The sequence below is a fragment of the Pseudomonas sp. P1_F1_2 genome (assembly GCF_056405815.1).
In genome coordinates this window covers 78,950-97,025 of the sequence record NZ_JBFUBK010000008.1, presented here as the reverse complement: position 1 = coordinate 97,025, position 18,076 = coordinate 78,950, and the positions used below count along the sequence as shown (strand labels likewise).

At 59.5% G+C, this 18,076-nt stretch carries 15 protein-coding genes; 9 read left to right on the top strand and 6 right to left on the bottom strand.

Annotated features, from left to right (window positions below; genetic code table 11):
- Positions 1-6: 6 nt before the first annotated feature.
- The 3 genes from AC1D2P_RS04200 to AC1D2P_RS04190 all read right to left on the bottom strand — a co-directional run bounded on the left by AC1D2P_RS04200 (position 7) and on the right by AC1D2P_RS04190 (position 4,428).
- Positions 7-1,131, bottom strand: coding sequence for an ABC transporter ATP-binding protein (locus tag AC1D2P_RS04200; RefSeq protein ID WP_046030013.1), 1,125 nt, complete (start codon positions 1,129-1,131; stop codon positions 7-9).
- Between the two features lie 200 nt (positions 1,132-1,331).
- Complete coding sequence (locus AC1D2P_RS04195; protein ID WP_477757406.1) at positions 1,332-1,973, bottom strand: response regulator; 642 nt, start codon at positions 1,971-1,973, stop codon at positions 1,332-1,334.
- Between the two features lie 58 nt (positions 1,974-2,031).
- Positions 2,032-4,428: a PAS domain-containing sensor histidine kinase gene (locus AC1D2P_RS04190; RefSeq protein WP_223522832.1), complete on the bottom strand. Its 2,397-nt coding sequence runs from the start codon at positions 4,426-4,428 to the stop codon at positions 2,032-2,034.
- Between the two features lie 73 nt (positions 4,429-4,501).
- On the opposite strand from AC1D2P_RS04190, the gene AC1D2P_RS04185 reads away from it, so the two are divergent.
- On the top strand, positions 4,502-5,494 hold the full coding sequence (locus AC1D2P_RS04185) for an alpha/beta hydrolase family protein (RefSeq protein ID WP_477757407.1): 993 nt from the start codon (positions 4,502-4,504) through the stop codon (positions 5,492-5,494).
- A 123-nt stretch (positions 5,495-5,617) separates the two neighbouring features.
- Here the strand turns inward: AC1D2P_RS04185 and AC1D2P_RS04180 are convergent, their stop codons facing one another.
- The 3 genes from AC1D2P_RS04180 to AC1D2P_RS04170 are packed head-to-tail and all read right to left on the bottom strand — an operon-like array spanning position 5,618 to position 8,074.
- A complete protein-coding gene (locus tag AC1D2P_RS04180; protein ID WP_109785546.1) occupies positions 5,618-6,385 on the bottom strand; it encodes a TerB family tellurite resistance protein in 768 nt (255 codons plus the stop codon).
- Position 6,386: 1 nt separating this feature from the next.
- The gene (gene murU, locus AC1D2P_RS04175) at positions 6,387-7,058 is read right to left on the bottom strand and encodes an N-acetylmuramate alpha-1-phosphate uridylyltransferase MurU (protein WP_477757408.1); all 672 of its coding nucleotides are present in this window, start codon (positions 7,056-7,058) and stop codon (positions 6,387-6,389) included.
- Positions 7,055-8,074 carry an aminoglycoside phosphotransferase family protein gene (locus AC1D2P_RS04170; protein WP_046030002.1) on the bottom strand — a complete coding sequence of 340 codons (1,020 nt, stop codon included), beginning with the start codon at positions 8,072-8,074 and terminating at the stop codon, positions 7,055-7,057. The genes murU and AC1D2P_RS04170 overlap by 4 nt, the downstream gene beginning before the upstream one ends.
- A gap of 130 nt (positions 8,075-8,204) precedes the next feature.
- Between AC1D2P_RS04170 and AC1D2P_RS04165 the strand changes: the two genes are divergently transcribed.
- The 8 genes from AC1D2P_RS04165 (at position 8,205) to AC1D2P_RS04130 (ending at position 18,068) form a co-directional block, all read left to right on the top strand.
- The gene (locus AC1D2P_RS04165) at positions 8,205-11,003 is read left to right on the top strand and encodes an LPS-assembly protein LptD (RefSeq protein ID WP_109785549.1); all 2,799 of its coding nucleotides are present in this window, start codon (positions 8,205-8,207) and stop codon (positions 11,001-11,003) included.
- A complete protein-coding gene (surA, locus tag AC1D2P_RS04160) occupies positions 10,984-12,300 on the top strand; it encodes a peptidylprolyl isomerase SurA (RefSeq protein ID WP_109785766.1) in 1,317 nt (438 codons plus the stop codon). Before AC1D2P_RS04165 ends, surA begins: the two co-directional genes overlap by 20 nt.
- A complete protein-coding gene (gene pdxA, locus AC1D2P_RS04155) occupies positions 12,297-13,286 on the top strand; it encodes a 4-hydroxythreonine-4-phosphate dehydrogenase PdxA (RefSeq protein ID WP_046029996.1) in 990 nt (329 codons plus the stop codon). The genes surA and pdxA overlap by 4 nt, the downstream gene beginning before the upstream one ends.
- Positions 13,283-14,101: a 16S rRNA (adenine(1518)-N(6)/adenine(1519)-N(6))-dimethyltransferase RsmA gene (rsmA, locus tag AC1D2P_RS04150; RefSeq protein ID WP_109785550.1), complete on the top strand. Its 819-nt coding sequence runs from the start codon at positions 13,283-13,285 to the stop codon at positions 14,099-14,101. The genes pdxA and rsmA overlap by 4 nt, the downstream gene beginning before the upstream one ends.
- A 123-nt stretch (positions 14,102-14,224) precedes the next feature.
- Positions 14,225-14,605, top strand: coding sequence for a Co2+/Mg2+ efflux protein ApaG (apaG, locus tag AC1D2P_RS04145; RefSeq protein WP_109785551.1), 381 nt, complete (start codon positions 14,225-14,227; stop codon positions 14,603-14,605).
- On the top strand, positions 14,605-15,522 hold the full coding sequence (locus AC1D2P_RS04140; RefSeq protein WP_109785552.1) for a symmetrical bis(5'-nucleosyl)-tetraphosphatase: 918 nt from the start codon (positions 14,605-14,607) through the stop codon (positions 15,520-15,522). The genes apaG and AC1D2P_RS04140 overlap by 1 nt, the downstream gene beginning before the upstream one ends.
- Positions 15,519-15,848, top strand: a complete 330-nt coding sequence (gene glpE / locus AC1D2P_RS04135) for a thiosulfate sulfurtransferase GlpE (RefSeq protein ID WP_008061556.1) — start codon at positions 15,519-15,521, stop codon at positions 15,846-15,848. The genes AC1D2P_RS04140 and glpE overlap by 4 nt, the downstream gene beginning before the upstream one ends.
- Positions 15,849-16,145: 297 nt before the next feature.
- Positions 16,146-18,068 carry a PrkA family serine protein kinase gene (locus tag AC1D2P_RS04130; RefSeq protein ID WP_046029985.1) on the top strand — a complete coding sequence of 641 codons (1,923 nt, stop codon included), beginning with the start codon at positions 16,146-16,148 and terminating at the stop codon, positions 18,066-18,068.
- Positions 18,069-18,076: the final 8 nt, after the last annotated feature.

The window sequence follows — 18,076 nt, the reverse complement described above, 5'->3', positions numbered from 1 at the left end:
GGGCGATCAGTTCGCCTCTAAAAGTGGGTCGAGCGCGCGAACGTGTTCGACCTGCCAGCCAAGCGGTACCACGTCGCCGACAGCCAGCGCGGGATCGAGCTCGGCAATCGGTTGTTTCACGAAGAAGTCAGTCTTGCCGCAGACTTCCAGGCGAACCCGGACGTGGTCGCCCAGATAGATGAATTCCGCCACCCTCCCTGAGAAGCGGTTGACGCATGACTCGCTGGAACCATTGAGGCTGATACGCTCGGGGCGAATCGACAGGGTGACGGGTTCGCCGGTCTTGCCGACGTTGACCGCCAGCGCTTCAACCTTCTCGCCGCGACCCAGTTCAACGATGCAGCGGTCGCCGGTCTGGCTATGCAAGCGGCCGTTGAGGCGGTTGTTCTCGCCGATGAAGTTGGCGACGAAGGTGTTTTTCGGTTCTTCGTAAAGCGTACGCGGCGGTGCGATCTGTTGAATTTCACCTTGATGGAACACCGCAACCCGGTCAGACATCGTCAGGGCTTCGCCCTGGTCGTGAGTCACGTAGACCACGGTCACACCGAGGCGTTGATGCAGGTGCTTGATCTCCATCTGCATGTGTTCGCGCAGTTGTTTGTCGAGTGCGCCGAGCGGTTCGTCCATCAGCACCAGTTGCGGCTCGAACACCAACGCACGGGCCAACGCCACACGCTGTTGCTGACCGCCGGACAGTTGGGCCGGATAACGTTGAGCAAAGGCGTCGAGTTGCACCATGCTCAGGACGCGCTTGACCTTGTCGCTGACATCGCTCTTGTTCAGACCGCGCACGGTCAACGGGAACGCGAGGTTCTCGGCGACCGTCATGTGCGGGAACAATGCGTAGTTCTGGAACACCATGCCAATGTCGCGCTTGTGCGGCGGCACGTTATTGATGGCGCGCCCGGCCAACAGGATTTCGCCCGCGGTCGGGGTTTCGAAACCGGCGAGCATCATCAGGCTGGTGGTCTTGCCGGAGCCGGACGGCCCGAGCAAGGTGAGGAATTCGCCTTTGCGAATGTCCAGGTTGAGGTCTTTGACGATCAGGTTCTCGCCGTCGTAGCTTTTTTGCACTCCACGAAAGCTGACCAGAATATCGCTGGCCCCTGCGCTTGAATCGACCTGGCTCATACCCACACCTTTGTTATTGATGACTGCTGTGGGACTAAGCCTAGTGGACCCTGCCGACCACGCAAATCGGGGTGCAGGAGAGAATCGCCTCAGCCGGATGGAAGTTTGGGGGTAGGGATTGCCCTACAAGGATCAAACTATGTCGACTGACACACCGCAATCGCGAGCAGGCTCACTCCTACACTGTTCGGTGGCGGGTTTTAGAGGAGTTTGTGTTCCATCGCGTACTTCACCAGTTCCGCCAGGGACGTGATGTTGAGCTTCTGCATCAGCCGCGCCTTGTGGGTGCTGATGGTTTTGTTGCTCAGTGCCAATTGCTGGGCGATGTCATTGACGTTAACGCCTTGGGCAAGACGTTCGAACACCGAAAACTCGCGCTCTGAAAGCAATGAATGCAATGGCCGTGAATCGGTCAGGCCGACTTCGAACACCATGCGGTCGGCGAGGTCCGGATCGATATAGCGCCCGCCCGCCGCCACTTTGCGGATCGCCGTCAGCAGCAGGGCCGGATCGCTGTCCTTGGTCGCATACCCCGCAGCGCCGACCTTCAACGCCCGGGCGGCCATTTGTGCTTCGTCGTGCATCGACAGCACCAGGATGGCGGGTGGATTGTTTAGTGCACGAATGCGCGGAATCGCTTCCAGGCCATTGACGCCCGGCATGGAGATATCCAGCAATACCACCTCGCAGGGCACATGCCGCAAGGTCTCGAGCAACTGTTCGCCATTGCTCGCCTCCCCCACCACCAGCAAGTCCTTGGCCAGGCCAATCAATTGCTTGATGCCTTCGCGAACGATGGTGTGGTCTTCAGCTACCAGTACACGGATCACAGTCTTCTCCATATTCAAGATCATTCGCGAGCAGGCTCGCGAAGGCGTCAATACAACCAACACCTATTCTTCAAACTTCATCCACCGGCACGCGCACACTCAGGGTGGTGCCTTCACCCGGTTCACTTTCAAGCGACAACTGCCCGCCCATGATCAACACCCGCTCACGCATGCCGACAATCCCGAAGGAGGTCGGCCTGCCGGTCGCGGCGACAAATCCTACGCCATCATCGCTGACCGTCAGACACAACTCGTCGCCGTCCAGCGACAATGACAGTTCGACAGTATGCGCCTGGGCATGACGCATGACATTGGTCAGGGCCTCCTGAAGGATCCGGAACAAACCAATTGCCCTCGCATCGCTGAGCAGTGGCAGATTGTCCGGCACCTGCACCAAACAAGGGATTTGTGTGCGCGCCTCGAAACGCCGGGCCTGCCATTCGATGGCAGACGCGATCCCGGCATCCAGGATCGGTGGTCGCAGCGCCGTGGCCACGTCGCGCACCAATTGGAACAGCTGGGCGATCAAGCGCTTCATGCTGTTCAAGCGTTCGTTCAGACCCGGGTCGAGTTGGGCGTAGGCCAATTCGCACATGGACGTTTCCAGTTTGAGCACGGTCAGCATCTGACCCAGTTCGTCGTGGACTTCCCTGGCGATACGGGCCTTTTCCTCTTCGCGCACGCTCTCCAGATGGGCAGACAACTCGCGCAACTGCTCGCGGGAGCTGGCGAGTTCCAGCTCAATACGCTTGCTCTCGCTGATGTCCCAGACGATACCGTCCCAGACATAGGTGCCGTCTTCGAGCCGACGGGTGATGGCTTTGATTTCGGCCCAACGCTGTTCACCCGAACGGGTCAGGATCCGTCCTTGCCACGACCAGTCGCTGTCAGTATCGAGCGCAAGGTCCTGAGTCTGGTGATAGCTCGCCTTGTCGTCCGGGTGTACCAGGCTGCGCAAGCCTTTGTCGCGATGGGCCAGGGTAGCCGGCGAGTACCCTACCAGGCTTTCACTGCCTTCACTGATGTAGGCAAAGTCGATTTGCCCTGTCACCAGCGCGCGCTCCAGGCGAAAGACCAGCCCGGGAACGTTGGCAGCGATCCCCTGCAACCGGGCCTCGCTTTCCTGCAACGCGGCCAATGCCCGACGACGCTCGGTGACGTCATTGAGGTAGACCACCAGGTATTCGCCATCACGGAAGCGCATAAAGCTCAACGAAACATCCGTCGGCAAAATGCTGCCATCGGCCCGCACGCACTGGGTTTCGAAACTTTGCGGTCCGTCCTCGCTGGCCCGTGCGCGCTTCCATAAGTTCAGCCAGCGATCCATGTGCAAACCAGGCTCGAAGTCGATCAGCGGCCGATCAATGATCCCGCCCGGTGGGTAGCCGAGCATGGTTTCTGCGGCGCGGTTGGCGTAACGCACATGGCTGTCCCAGTTGACCCAGAGAATACCGACGGTGCTCTGATCGATGGAAAACTGCGTCAGGCGCAGCGCTTCTTCGCTGGCCTCACGCAGGGCAATGTCTTCGCGCGCGGCCAACAGGCGCTGCTCCAGACTGTGTTGTTGGCGCCGCTGCCAGATCACCACGGCCATGCTGCTCAGCATCACCACGGCGAGCAGCAGACAGAGGTTTTGCCAGAAACCCGGGGACTCGGAGAACCTTGGATACTTGGGCTGCAGCCATTGGTTGTGCAGTTGCTCCAGGTCTTTTGCCGGGATTGCCCGCAGCGCACTTTCGACGATGCCGGCCAGCTCAGGCCAATCCCGGCGAGTGGCCACTCGCAGCAATTGCGGCAAGCCGATATCGCCCACCACGACCAGCCCGGCGAATTCGGGTTCAGCAATCAAACGCCCCAGCTGTGCTTCATCGACCACCGCGTAGCCGGCCTGCTGACTCAGCAACAATTGCAGCGCCTGGCGCTCGATCGGTACGCCTTGCAGATTCAGATGCGGGTAATTGCTGCGCAGATAATCGGCGGTCGCGCTGGGCATGCGCACCGCTACGCGGGTCTGGCTGTCGAGCTTCTCCAACTCCACGACACCGGTGCCTTTCTGATCGCTGACCACCAGTTGCGGCACCCGCATGTACGGGTCGGTAAATTGCCAAAGCCGCAAACCGGCCGGGGTTTGAGTCAACCCTACCGCGATGTCGACTTCCCCCTCGCGCGCGGCGTCTTCCAGTTGTGCGACATCAGGAAAATTGCGCCAGCGCAGCTCAACATTGAGGGCCTGGGCCAGCCACTTCATCAACTCGATGTTAACCCCTGACAGCCGTTGCAAGCGCCGATCATATTGAGCATACGGGGCCTGCAACACCACGCCGACCCGCAATTCATCATGGGTGGCCAGCCATTGCTGTTGCACAGGTGATAGCCGTGCGACATGGGTCGGTGGTGCAGACCCCGCCCACCCCATCAAGGGAAACCATAAACAGCCGATAACCCACAGGCAGCGAAAACGCATCATCGAAGTCTCACACACTGACAAACACTGACTAACCCATTAGGCTGCCGGAATCACTTCTGGCCTGGAATATCCGATGCCCCCTGTCTACCGCCTGGCACTGCCAGCATTGTGCCTGTCGCTGATCCTGCCTTGTGCCTTTTCTGTCGAGGCCGCCGACCCGGCGCCTGTCGTTGAAGAAAAACCCGCAGAAGAAAAACCGGTCGAACGCCAGCCATTGCTTGAGCGTAGTCAGGAAGAAGCGACAGCACTTGAGCGAAAAATCCCTGCTCAGGAACAGCAACAACTGCAAGCCGGCACCGACAATTTTCTCGCCTTGTGGAAGCCGGCCAATACCGCCGAGCCCAAGGGCGCAGTGATTATCATCCCTGGCGCCGGCGAAACAGTTGACTGGCCTCAAGCAATCGGCCCATTGCGCCGTCAATTGCCCAACGCCCAATGGAGCAGCCTGAGTATCACCTTGCCCGACTTGCAAAGCGACGCCATTGCACCTCGCATCGTCGAAGTCGCGCCGGCACCTAAAGTGCCGGAAGCCGTCAGCAAAGACTCCACCACCGCAGCCCCGATCGAGCAGGCTGCTGGCGGTGAAGCAGACGTGGCGGACAAGGCCATCGCCGAAACCAGCGAGGAGCAAGCCAAGGCCGACGCCGAACGAATCTTCGCGCGTATCGACGCCGCCATTGCCTATGCCGAACAACAAAGCGCCCGCAGCATTGTCGTGCTGGGCCATGGTACGGGCGCTTACTGGGCCGCGCGCTACTTGAGTGAGAAGCAGCCCTCGCAAGTGGAAAAATTTGTGATGGTCGCCGCCCAGACGCCGGTTGCGGCGAAGCCTGAGCTGGCCGAATTGACGCCGACGTTGAAGCTGCCGACGGCTGATCTGTTCTATAAGGACAAAGTAGCGGATCGCAACGCAGCGCTGGAGCGTTTGCAGGCCAGCAAGCGTTTGAAGGCATCGGCGTTCAGCCAGGTTTCGCTCAAGGCATTGCCCGGCGATGCCAAGGCGGAGCAAGAGCAACTGGTGCGCCGGGTGCGCGGCTGGTTGAATCCGCAAAACGCGGCGGACTGACAGACCGCATCGCCCGATTCGCGGGCAGGCTCACTCCCACATTTCAACCTGCGAACACAGGTCCATTGTGGGAGCGTGGCTTGCCCGCGATCGCGGCATCACCGGCGACAGATCTCTTTCCTGCTAACGAAAATCCCGCCGCTCACGAATCAACGTGTAAGCCGTGTGCAGATCACGCGTCTTGTCCGTTGCCTCGCGAACCTGCAATGCCGTCGCCCCGCTGCCGGCAATCTTGTCCGGGTGATGGCGACTCAGCAGGCGCCGATACGCGCGCTTGATCTGCGCTGGCTCACTGGTGGTCGACACGCCCAAAAGCCGCAACGCATCCTGATAGGTAATGGCGTTGCTGACCTGTGGCCGTTTGTGCTGCTCATAATCGGTCGCCAGCGCCTGAACCTGGTGCGGCGTCCAGCCCAGCCACTTCCCCCACTGGGCAATCAGCTCGCGCTCGCGGTGACCGGCCCGGCCATCGGCCCAGACCATCCGCCAACAGGCGCGCAAGACACCTTCTGCTGCATGAGGCTGAGCACTCAGGCGCCGCAGATAGCCGCGTAACCGGTCATTCCCCGACTTGCCCCGATTGAACGCGGCAATGGCACGCCGCTGCGCCGAATCAGACATGTCCAAAGAGCGCATCTCTTGGCGAGCCTGCTGGATGTGACCCTCCACCACCCGACCATCGCACTTGGCCAACCGACCCAACAACACGAACAGCAGTTCATCGTTGCGCAGCATCGGACGACCGCCGAGCTTTTCCAGCAAATGCCCAACGCTTTGCAGGTGCAAGCGCCGATCCAGCGCCTGCCCCAATAAGGCACCGAGCATGGCCCCCGGAATGCTGGCTATGGCAAAACCAGCTCCGGCTCCGATCAGAGTCCCTGGCCACAACATCTCAGCGGCTCGCTTCTATCAGTGTTTCAACTTCGGCCAGGCGTTCGTGCGTGCCGACATCCACCCACAGGCCTTTGAGCCGCTCACCGCTGACTTGCCCCTCTGCCATGGCTTTGCGCAACAGCGGCGCGAGCTTGAAAGCCCCGTCCGAACACCCCTCGAACAACTGCGGATGCAGCACTGCGATGCCGCTGTAAGTCAGGGTTGCTGCGCCCGGTTGGCCATCGCTCACGTGCCCGTCGGCCAACGTGAAATCGCCGACCGGGTGATGGGCCGGGTTGTTTGCCAATACCAGGTGAGCCAGCCCGGCAATGGGCTGGTGCAGCACGCTGAAATCGTAGTCGGTCCAGATGTCACCGTTGACCACCACAAAAGCATCGTCACCCAGCAACGGCAGTGCCCGGAAAATCCCGCCACCGGTTTCCAGCGGCTCACCTTCGGGCGAGTACGCAATGCTGACGCCGTAGCGCGAACCGTCGCCCAGATAATCTTCGATCTGCTGACCGAGCCAGGCATGGTTGATCACGATCTCGGTAAAACCGGCTGCCGCCAGGGCGCGCAGGTGATACTCGATCAGCGGCACGCCGCCAGCGCGAACCAGCGGCTTGGGAGTGGTCAGGGTCAGCGGGCGCATGCGCTCGCCTTTGCCTGCGGCCAGAATCATTGCCTTCATGCATGGACTCCGGCGCGCAGACTGGCGAGCAGTACATCCAGTTCCGCCAGTTCAGGACGGCGGGCGATCACCGCCTCTATATAAGCAAAGAAGCGCGGCACGTCGGCCAGGTAGCGCGGCTTGCCGTCACGATGGCAAATGCGGGCGAAGATGCCGATGACTTTCAAGTGACGTTGCACGCCCATCAGGTCGCTGGCACGCAGGAAATCCTCGAAGTCCGGTTGAACCGGAATGTCGAGCGCAGCAGCTTGCTGCCAGTAATTTTCAAGCCAGCCGCGCACACGCTCTTCAGGCCAGCTGAGGAAGGCGTCCTTGAACAGGCAGGTCACGTCGTAGGTCACGGGACCATACACCGCGTCCTGGAAATCCAGCACACCCGGGTTCGGTTCGCTGAGCATGAGGTTGCGTGGCATGTAGTCGCGGTGCACCAGGACTTTGGGCTGCGCCAGAGCGCTGTCGATCAGCAGATCGCTGACCTGCTGCCACAACACTTTCTGCGCAGCATCGAACTCGATGCCCAGTTCGTGTTTGACGTACCAGTCAGGGAACAACTCCAGCTCGCGACGCAGCAGCGCGACGTCGTAACTCGGCAACGGCGCCACCATCGGCAACTGCTGAAAAGCCAACAACGCTTGCAGGGCGTCGTTGAACAAATCGTCGGCGTTTTCGCTGTCGATCACGTCCAGGTAAGTCTTGTTGCCCAGGTCATTGAGCAAAAGAAAACCGCGCTCAAGGTCTTCGGCATAAATTTTCGGCACATTTATTCCGGATTTCGCCAGCAAAAAAGCGATATCCACGAAGGGTTTGCAGTTTTCCTGGGGCGGCGGAGCGTCCATCACGATGAAGCTTTTGCCCTCGCCTTCCCAGCGAAAATAGCGCCGAAAACTCGCGTCACTACTGGCCGCAGTCAGTGTGGCCGGGGGTACGACGCCCCAACCTTGTTCTGCAAAGAGAATCGCCAACTGCTCATCGAGCCAAACTTTCAGGTGTTGCAAACGTACATCTTGGTCAGGCATTGCAAGGGTCTCCGACGGCGCTAGCCGTCAAGCGGGTCATGCTTTATTATCCAGCATCTTTTTCAGACCATCGAGAGGCGTGCGGCCCACACCGCGGGCAGATGGCACGCAGGAAGCCCGGACTAATAAGATGGCATTGAAATCCCCCGCGTTTCGTAAAAAATTTCCGTTGTTGGTTACCGGCAGTCTGCTGGCCCTGCAACCCCTAGCCACTTCATTCGTGGTCGCCGCGGAACAGTATGACTGCTCAGTCTCTGCTTCGGGCTCCTGGGACTGTGCGCCAAAATCGCCGGCGGCGGCATTGCCACCGCGTCCCATCCATGAGGGCAGCGCAGTTTCCGCCACTGGCGAAGCCGCAGCCGAGAACGGCTCCAGCGAAGACACCGGCGCCAAGCCCGCACTCGTTACCGAGGCCAAAGGCCGCGGCATGAAGTCGCGCAGTGAAGATTACAGCCACCTCGACTGGGTGCCACGCGAAAATCTCACTGCCGCGCAATTGGCTGAAACCGGTCCTTACTGCTCTGGTTCCTATATCGAACCGATTCGTCCTGGCATGAATGACAAGACGAATAAAAGTGACGCGCCCACCTTTATCGGTGCCAAGGCCTCACGCTACAACACCGAAGATCAAGTCGGCACGCTGGCCGGAGACGTCGTGTTGCGTCAGGGCAGCATGCAGGTCGAGTCCGACGAGGCCAGCCTGTATCAGGCCGAGAGCCGCGCCGAACTCAATGGCGACGTGCGTATTCGCGACAACGGCGCGCTGATCGTCGGCGACCACGCCGATGTGCAGCTCGACACCGGTGAAGCCAAGGTCGACAACGCCGAATACGTGATGCACAAATCCCGCATCCGCGGTAACGCGCTGTACGCCAAACGTGCGGAAAACGCGATCATCCGCCTCAAGGATGGTACGTACACCACCTGCGAACCGAACAGCAACGCCTGGCAGCTAAAGGGTAACAACATCACCCTGAACCCGGCGACCGGCTTCGGCACCGCGACCAACGTGACATTGCGGGTCAAGGACATTCCTGTCCTGTACACGCCGTACATCTACTTCCCGATCGACGACCGTCGCCAGTCCGGCTTCCTGCCGCCGACCATCGGCACCGGCAGCGATACCGGCTTCATGCTGGTCACACCGTATTACTTCAACCTGGCACCGAACTACGATGCCACGTTGTACCCGCGCTACATGGAAAAGCATGGCTTGCTGATGGAAGGCGAATTCCGCTACCTGACCAAGTCCAGCGAAGGTCAGTTCGGTGCTGCGTACCTCAACGACGAAGATACCGATCGCAGCAAGCAGACCGACTACCAGAAAGACCGCTACATGTATAACTGGCAGCACAAGGGTGGTCTCGACTCGCGAGTACTCACGCAGGTCGATTACACCAAGATCAGCGATCCGTATTACTTCCAGGATCTGCAGACTGACCAGATCGGTGTAAAAAGCGCCGACTACGTGAACCAGCAAGGCTCGGTCACCTACCGTGGCGACGACTATGTCGCCCGTATCAACGCTCAGGCCTATCAGCTGGCGACCGTTTCCAACATCACGCCGTATGATCGTTTGCCGCAGATCACTTTCAATGGTGCTTTGCCAAATCATCCCGGCGGGCTTAATTTCGCGTACGACACAGAAATCGTGCGGTTTGACCGTGACCTGGAAAACGGCACGTTCACCGACGAGGACGGCAATGTGTCGCCGCGCCTGGACACCAACGTTCAAGGCCTGGCACGTGCCACCGGTGATCGTCTTAACCTGGCACCCTCTATGAGTCTGCCAATGAGCACGACGTATGGTTTCCTGACGCCAAAGCTCAAGTACCAGTACACGCAGTACCAACTGGACCTCGACAGCATCGGCAAGTCTCAGATTGCTGCACAGACCCCAGAGGTGGACAAGCTCAACGGTACTTTCGACAACAGTCAAAACCGTGGCGTACCGATTGCCAGTATCGACAGCGGCTTGTACTTCGATCGCAACACCCAATGGTTCGGCAAGAACTATCGCCAGACCCTTGAGCCGCGTCTGTACTACCTCTATGTGCCAGAAGTGGACCAGGAAGACATTCCTGTTTTCGACACCAGTGAATACACCTTCAACTACGCGTCGCTGTTCCGTGACAACCGCTTCTCCGGGTCCGACCGTGTCGGCGACGAGAACAAGCTGTCGCTGGGCGTCACCAACCGCTGGATCGAAGACGATGGTTTCGAACGTCAGCGCATCAGCGTAGGCCAGGCCTTGTACTTCAAGGATCGCGAAGTCCAGTTGCCGGGTATCGACGCAAAAACCCGCACCGATGCGCAGTCAAATGTTTCGCCTTACGCACTGGAATACGAATACCGCTGGAACCGCGATTGGCGCACCACGGCCGACTACAACTGGGACCCGGACAGCCGCAGCCCTCGCTCGGGCAGCGCGATGTTCCACTACCAGCCTGAGGACAACCCGAACAAAGTCATCAACGCCGGCTATCGCTATCGCAATGACCAGGTCCGTTATGACCAGAACACCGGTAAGTGGTCCGTGGGTGGCGGTGACTATGGCACCCCTGGCCAGCCTGGCTACGTGAAGGACTACTACAAGATCGAGCAGCACGACTTTTCGGTTATCTGGCCGATCGTGCCTCAATGGAACGCCATCAGCCGCTGGCAGTATGACTACAACCGTGACCGTACCCTGGAAGCCTTCGGTGGTTTCGAGTACGACAACTGCTGCTGGAAACTGCGCCTGATCAACCGTTACTGGGTTTCCTATGACGAGTTCAGTCAGCAGGCTCCACAAAACGAAAAAGGCGACCACGGCGTCTTCCTCCAAATTGTTCTGAAGGGACTCGGCGGCCTCACCGGCGCCAAAGTAGAGAGTTTCCTCGACAAAGGCATCCAAGGTTATCGTGAACGTGAAGACCAAGCTTTCTGATTGTCTGCGCCCGCTCTTGCTGGGCGCGCTGTTCCTGGGTACTGCGGCCAACGCCGCCGTACAGTCCATCGATAAAGTGGTGGCCATCGTCGACAACGACGTGGTCATGCAGAGCCAACTGGACCAACGCGTCCGTGAAGTTCAGCAAACCATTGCCAAGCGCGGCACTGCCGTGCCACCAGCCAGCGTGCTGGAGCAGCAGGTGCTTGAGCGTCTGATCGTCGAAAACCTGCAACTGCAGATCGGCGAACGTTCGGGCATCCGCATTACCGATGAAGAACTGAACCAGGCGGTTGGCACCATTGCCCAGCGCAATAACATGTCGGTGGATCAATTCCGCGCGGCCCTGACTCATGACGGCCTGTCTTACGACGACGCCCGTGAACAGATTCGCCGTGAAATGGTCATCAGCCGTGTGCGTCAGCGTCGTGTGGCCGAGCGCATCCAGGTGTCGGAACAGGAAGTGAAGAACTTCCTCGCGTCCGACCTCGGCAAGATGCAACTGTCCGAAGAGTTCCGCCTGGCCAACATCCTGATCCCGACACCGGAAAGCGCCAACTCCGATGCGATTCAGAATGCCGCCAAGCAGGCCGATTCGATTTACCAGCAGCTCAAGCAAGGCGCTGACTTCAGTCAGTTGGCAATCGCCAAATCCGCCAGCGAAACCGCACTGGAAGGCGGCGACATGGGCTGGCGTAAAGCCGCTCAATTGCCCCCTCCGTTCGATCGCATGCTGAGCTCGATGTCCATTGGCGAAGTCACACAACCGATGCGCACACCGGGCGGCTTCATCATCCTGAAGATCCTCGAAAAGCGTGGCGGCCAGACCCAGGTACGCGACGAAGTGCACGTGCGCCACATCCTGGTCAAACCAAGTCCGATCCGCGATGAAGCCAAAACCAAGGCTCTGGCTCAGTCGCTCTACTCGCGCATCGAGGCGGGGGAAGATTTCAGCGAACTGGCGAAGAGCTACTCGGAAGACCCGGGTTCCGCCCTCAACGGCGGTGACCTGAACTGGGTCGACCCGAACGCACTGGTACCGGAATTCCGCGAAGTGATGGCCAAGACCCCACAAGGTCAGTTGTCCAAGCCATTCCAGACCCAATACGGCTGGCACGTTCTGGAAGTCCTTGGCCGTCGCGCCACTGACAGCACTGCCCAGGCTCGTGAGCAACAGGCGATGACCGTACTGCGTAACCGCAAATACGACGAAGAGCTGCAAACCTGGCTGCGTCAGATCCGTGACGAAGCGTACGTAGAGATCAAACTTCCTGGTGCAGACCAGGCAGCGCAGTGAAACCCAAGCGTTTCGCGCTGACACCCGGCGAACCGGCCGGCATAGGCCCTGACCTGTGCCTGCTGCTCGCCTCGCAAGCCCAGCCACACCCCCTGATTGCCATTACCAGCCGCGACCTGCTCCTTGAGCGGGCCGCGCAGCTGGGTGTGGTTGTCGATGTATTGCCGGTCACCCCGGACAGTTGGCCGGATGTACCCGCACCCGCCAACAGCCTGTATGTCTGGGATACACCGCTCAATGCACCGGTCACCGCCGGCCAACTGGACAAGGCCAATGCCGCTTTCGTCCTGGAAACCCTGACCCGCGCGGGCCAAGGCTGCCTGGACGGGCATTTCGCCGGCATGATCACCGCCCCCGTGCACAAGGGCGTGATCAACGAATCCGGCATTGCCTTTTCCGGGCACACGGAGTTTCTCGCTGACCTGACCCATACCGCCCAAGTGGTGATGATGCTTGCCACCCGCGGATTGCGCGTGGCACTGGTCACCACTCACCTGCCCCTTCGCGAGATTGCCGATGCAATCACACCGGAGCGTCTGGAGCGGGTCACACGAATCCTGCATGCCGACCTGCAAGACAAATTCGGCATCGCCCAGCCACGCATCCTGGTCTGCGGGCTTAACCCGCATGCCGGCGAAGGCGGACACCTGGGCCATGAAGAAATCGACATCATCGAACCTACATTAGAGCGCCTGCGCGGTGAAGGCATGGACCTTCGCGGCCCCCTGCCCGCCGACACTCTGTTTACCCCCAAATATCTGGAGCACTGCGACGCGGTGCTGGCGATGTACCACGACCAGGGGCTGCCTGTGCTGAAATACAAAGGCTTCGGCGCGGCAGTCAACGTGACCCTCGGCTTGCCGATCATCCGCACGTCAGTCGACCACGGCACCGCCCTGGATCTGGCCGGCAGTGGCAGAATCGACACCGGCAGCCTGCAAGTCGCCCTGGAAACCGCCTACCAGATGGCCGAGACCCGTTTATGACCGAGCATTACCAACACAAGGCGCGCAAACGCTTTGGCCAGAACTTCCTGCACGATGCCGGTGTTATCGACCGCATCCTGCGCTCCATCCATGCCAAAGCCGAAGACCGCGTATTGGAAATCGGCCCGGGCCAGGGTGCGCTGACTCAGGGCCTGCTCAACAGCGGCGCCCAGCTGGACGTAGTGGAACTGGACAAGGACCTGGTCCCGATCCTCAATCAGCAGTTCGCCGGCAGGAGCAACTTCAGCCTGCATCAGGGTGACGCCCTGAAGTTCGACTTCAACAGCCTGAATGCCGCGCCGGGCAGTCTGCGCGTGGTCGGCAACCTGCCGTACAACATCTCTACACCGCTGATTTTTCACCTGTTGCACAACGCCAGCCTGATCCGCGACATGCACTTCATGCTGCAAAAAGAAGTGGTCGAGCGCATGGCGGCGGGTCCTGGTGGCGGTGACTGGGGCCGCCTGTCGATCATGGTTCAGTACCACTGCCGGGTTGAGCATCTGTTCAACGTCGGACCGGGCGCATTCAATCCGCCGCCAAAAGTTGATTCGGCCATTGTGCGCCTGGTGCCACACGCGGTACTGCCGCATCCGGCCAAAGACCACAAACTGCTGGAACGCGTCGTTCGCGAAGCGTTCAACCAGCGCCGCAAGACCCTGCGCAACACCCTCAAGTTGCTCCTGAGCAATGCCGAGATCGAAGCGGCTGGCGTCGATGGCAGCCTGCGTCCCGAGCAGCTCGACCTGGCCGCTTTCGTGCGCCTGGCCGACAAGCTCAGCGAACAAGTCCTGAACAAACCCGCCGCCGACTGACAGGTGACGAGCGTTATCGGGTAGGACGCCAGACGCGATGTCTGGTTTACTACCCGATACTTGGCCTAGACTGAACTCCATCAGCTAAGCCCCGCGTCCCGCTTCGTTTTTAAGGCCTCTTGCATGTCCGATCCTCGTTATCAGGTCGACGTCAGCGTCGTCACCCGCTATCTGGCAGAACAATCGCAACCCGAGCAAAGCCGCTTTGCCTTTGCGTACACCATTACCGTGCACAACAACGGCGAGTTACCGGCCAAACTGCTGTCGCGGCATTGGGTGATCACCGATGGTGACGGGCATGTCGAAGAGGTTCGCGGTGCCGGCGTGGTTGGCCAGCAACCGTTGATCGAGGTGGGCGAGAGCCACACGTACAGCAGCGGCACGGTCATGACCACCAAGGTCGGCACCATGCAAGGCACTTATCAGATGATTGCCGACGACGGTAAGCATTTCGACGCCATCATCGCTCCATTCCGTCTGGCGGTGCCCGGAGCCTTGCACTGATGGCAACGTACGCGGTCGGCGACTTGCAAGGCTGCCTCGAGCCCCTGCAATGCTTGCTTGAACAAGTCGCCTTCGACCCTGCAAAGGATCACCTCTGGCTGGTAGGCGACCTGGTCAACCGCGGCCCGCAGTCGCTGGCGACACTGCGCTTTCTCTACGGCATTCGCGAATCGCTGGTGTGTGTCCTGGGCAACCACGACCTGCACTTGCTGGCCGCCGGGCATAACATTGAACGCCTGAAGAAAGCCGACACCCTGCGCGAGATACTCGAAGCGCCTGATCGCGCGGAACTGCTGGAATGGCTGCGCCAGCAAAAGCTCATGCACTACGACGAACTGCGCAACATCGCACTGGTTCATGCCGGCATCCCGCCCCAGTGGTCGTTGCGCAAAGCCCTGAAATACGCCGCCGAAGTTGAAGAGGCGCTGCACGACGACAACCGTATCGCGCCGTACCTCGACGGTATGTATGGCAACGAACCGGTGAAATGGGACAACGACCTCAAGGGTGTAGCCCGCCTGCGTGTCATCACCAACTATTTCACCCGCATGCGTTTCTGCACTCGCGAGGGCAAACTCGACCTCAAGAGCAAGGAAGGCGCCGACACTGCACTACCGGGCTATAAGCCATGGTTCACTTACAAAGAGCGCAAGACCAAAGACCTGAAGATCATCTTCGGTCATTGGGCTGCACTCGAAGGCCAGTGTGACGAGCCGGGGATCTTTGCCCTCGATACCGGTTGTGTGTGGGGTGGCGCCATGACGCTGATGAATGTCGACACCGGCGAGCGCCTGCAATGCAAATGCGACGACCAGGGCCATAGCACTCCACCAATCGCCCCAATCACTACCGAACAATCGCCAGCCAGCGCCCCGCGCCAGACTGCGTTACCGACGAGCCACAGGAGCCCGCCATGAGCGAATTCAAACGTATCCCCCCAGAGCAGGCTCAGGCCCTGCGTGAACAAGGCGCCGTGGTGGTCGATGTTCGCGACCCTGCTACCTTCGCCGCGCTGCATATCAGCGGCTCGAAGCATCTGGACAACCATTCCCTGCATGCCTTTATCCAGGGCGCAGACCTGGACGCCCCCACCGTCGTGGTCTGCTACCACGGCAATTCCAGCCAGGGCGCCGCGGCCTACCTGATTAGCCAGGGATTCTCGGACGTCTACAGCATGGATGGCGGTTTTGAGCTGTGGCGCACGACCTATCCTGCGGAAACAGCGCAAGGCACCTCGGAATAATTTTTTTGTAACGTGCGAGCCCCCGTGCCCCGCGGGCTCGCGCGATGGCAGACGAACGGTCTGGCATAACTTATTACGTATCTCGCCTTTACCTCCCGAATTCCCAACTATCCTTAAGCGCAGGCCATCCAAAACAGGGGAGAGCCGGTACACCGGCGCGCGGGTCATCGGGAGTAGCTTTCGGCGTAGTCAGCACCGAAAGAGTTCTGGGGGGTAAACAGCAACCGCCTGTTCGGTTGCTGCCAGCATCGACTGAGTGATCCGGCGTCGGCTCCACGTATCGAGCGAGGTGACGTCATGAGTATCTTTAGCCACTTCCAACAACGCTTCGAGTCCACACGCCAGGAAGAACTCTCACTGCAAGAGTATCTTGAGCTGTGCAAAAAGGACCGCAGCGCCTACGTTTCCGCCGCCGAGCGTCTGCTGCTGGCCATCGGAGAACCGGAGCTGCTCGACACCTCGACCAACTCGAGACTGTCGCGAATCTTTTCCAACAAAGTGATCCGTCGCTATCCGGCCTTTGAAGACTTCCACGGGATGGAAGAATGCATCGACCAGATCGTGTCGTATTTCCGTCATGCCGCTCAGGGCCTGGAAGAAAAGAAACAGATCCTCTACTTGCTTGGCCCCGTCGGTGGCGGTAAGTCATCCCTGGCCGAGAAGCTGAAACAACTGATCGAAAAAGTGCCCTTCTACGCAATCAAGGGCTCACCGGTATTCGAGTCGCCACTGGGTCTGTTCAACGCCACCGAAGATGGCGCGATCCTCGAAGAAGACTTCGGCATCCCGCGGCGCTACCTCAACACCATCATGTCGCCATGGGCCACCAAGCGCCTGGCCGAATTCGGCGGCGACATCAGCCAGTTCCGGGTGGTGAAACTCTATCCGTCGATCCTCAATCAGATCGCCGTGGCCAAGACCGAGCCGGGTGACGAGAACAACCAGGACATCTCGGCTCTGGTGGGCAAGGTCGATATCCGCAAACTGGAAGAATACCCACAGAACGACGCCGATGCTTACAGCTACTCGGGCGCCCTGTGCCGCGCCAACCAGGGGCTGATGGAATTCGTCGAAATGTTCAAGGCGCCGATCAAGGTGCTGCACCCATTGCTGACCGCCACCCAGGAAGGTAACTACAACAGTACCGAAGGCCTCGGGGCGATCCCGTTTACCGGGATCCTGCTGGCCCACTCCAACGAATCGGAATGGCACACCTTCCGCAACAACAAGAACAACGAAGCGTTTATCGACCGGATCTACATCGTCAAAGTGCCGTACTGCCTGCGGGTCAGCGACGAAGTGAAGATCTACGACAAGCTGCTGTTCAACAGTTCGCTGGCCAAGGCCCATTGCGCGCCCGACACCCTGAAAATGCTTGCCCAGTTCACCGTGCTCTCGCGCCTCAAGGAGCCGGAAAACTCGAACATCTACTCCAAGATGCGTGTGTACGACGGTGAAAACCTCAAGGACACCGATCCGAAGGCCAAGTCGATCCAGGAATACCGCGACAACGCTGGTGTCGACGAAGGCATGAACGGTCTTTCGACCCGCTTCGCGTTCAAGATCCTGTCGAAGGTCTTCAACTTCGATCCGCACGAAATCGCCGCCAACCCGGTGCATTTGCTGTACGTGCTGGAACAACAGATCGAACAGGAACAGTTCCAGGCTGAAACCCGCGAGCGCTACCTGCGCTTCCTCAAGGAGTACCTGGCACCGCGTTACATCGAGTTCATCGGCAAGGAAATCCAGACCGCTTACCTCGAATCGTACAGCGAGTACGGCCAGAACATCTTCGATCGCTACGTGCTGTACGCCGACTTCTGGATCCAGGACCAGGAATACCGCGACCCGGAAACCGGCGAAATCCTCAATCGTGTCGCCCTGAACGAAGAGTTGGAGAAAATCGAGAAACCGGCCGGCATCAGCAATCCGAAGGATTTCCGCAACGAAATCGTCAACTTCGTGCTGCGCGCCCGGGCCAACAACAACGGCAAGAACCCGACCTGGCTCAGCTACGAAAAACTTCGGGTGGTCATCGAGAAGAAAATGTTCTCCAACACCGAGGACCTCCTGCCGGTCATCAGCTTCAACGCCAAGGCCAGCAAAGAGGACCAGCAGAAGCACAACGACTTCGTCACACGGATGGTCGAGCGCGGTTACACCGACAAACAGGTCCGACTGCTGTCCGAGTGGTACCTGCGGGTCAGAAAATCACAATAACCCGCTGC

Excerpts from the sequence above, each read along its gene's own strand:
- AC1D2P_RS04170 (WP_046030002.1), bottom strand. The coding sequence starts at position 8,074 with ATGCCTGACCAAGATGTACGTTTGCAACACCTGAAAGTTTGGCTCGAT.
- AC1D2P_RS04190 (WP_223522832.1), bottom strand. The coding sequence starts at position 4,428 with ATGATGCGTTTTCGCTGCCTGTGGGTTATCGGCTGTTTATGGTTTCCC.
- AC1D2P_RS04180 (WP_109785546.1), bottom strand. The coding sequence starts at position 6,385 with ATGTTGTGGCCAGGGACTCTGATCGGAGCCGGAGCTGGTTTTGCCATA.
- AC1D2P_RS04130 (WP_046029985.1), top strand. The coding sequence starts at position 16,146 with ATGAGTATCTTTAGCCACTTCCAACAACGCTTCGAGTCCACACGCCAG.
- glpE (WP_008061556.1), top strand. The coding sequence starts at position 15,519 with ATGAGCGAATTCAAACGTATCCCCCCAGAGCAGGCTCAGGCCCTGCGT.
- AC1D2P_RS04200 (WP_046030013.1), bottom strand. The coding sequence starts at position 1,131 with ATGAGCCAGGTCGATTCAAGCGCAGGGGCCAGCGATATTCTGGTCAGC.
- AC1D2P_RS04140 (WP_109785552.1), top strand. The coding sequence starts at position 14,605 with ATGGCAACGTACGCGGTCGGCGACTTGCAAGGCTGCCTCGAGCCCCTG.
- AC1D2P_RS04185 (WP_477757407.1), top strand. The coding sequence starts at position 4,502 with ATGCCCCCTGTCTACCGCCTGGCACTGCCAGCATTGTGCCTGTCGCTG.
- murU (WP_477757408.1), bottom strand. The coding sequence starts at position 7,058 with ATGAAGGCAATGATTCTGGCCGCAGGCAAAGGCGAGCGCATGCGCCCG.
- AC1D2P_RS04195 (WP_477757406.1), bottom strand. The coding sequence starts at position 1,973 with ATGGAGAAGACTGTGATCCGTGTACTGGTAGCTGAAGACCACACCATC.
- rsmA (WP_109785550.1), top strand. The coding sequence starts at position 13,283 with ATGACCGAGCATTACCAACACAAGGCGCGCAAACGCTTTGGCCAGAAC.
- apaG (WP_109785551.1), top strand. The coding sequence starts at position 14,225 with ATGTCCGATCCTCGTTATCAGGTCGACGTCAGCGTCGTCACCCGCTAT.
- AC1D2P_RS04165 (WP_109785549.1), top strand. The coding sequence starts at position 8,205 with ATGGCATTGAAATCCCCCGCGTTTCGTAAAAAATTTCCGTTGTTGGTT.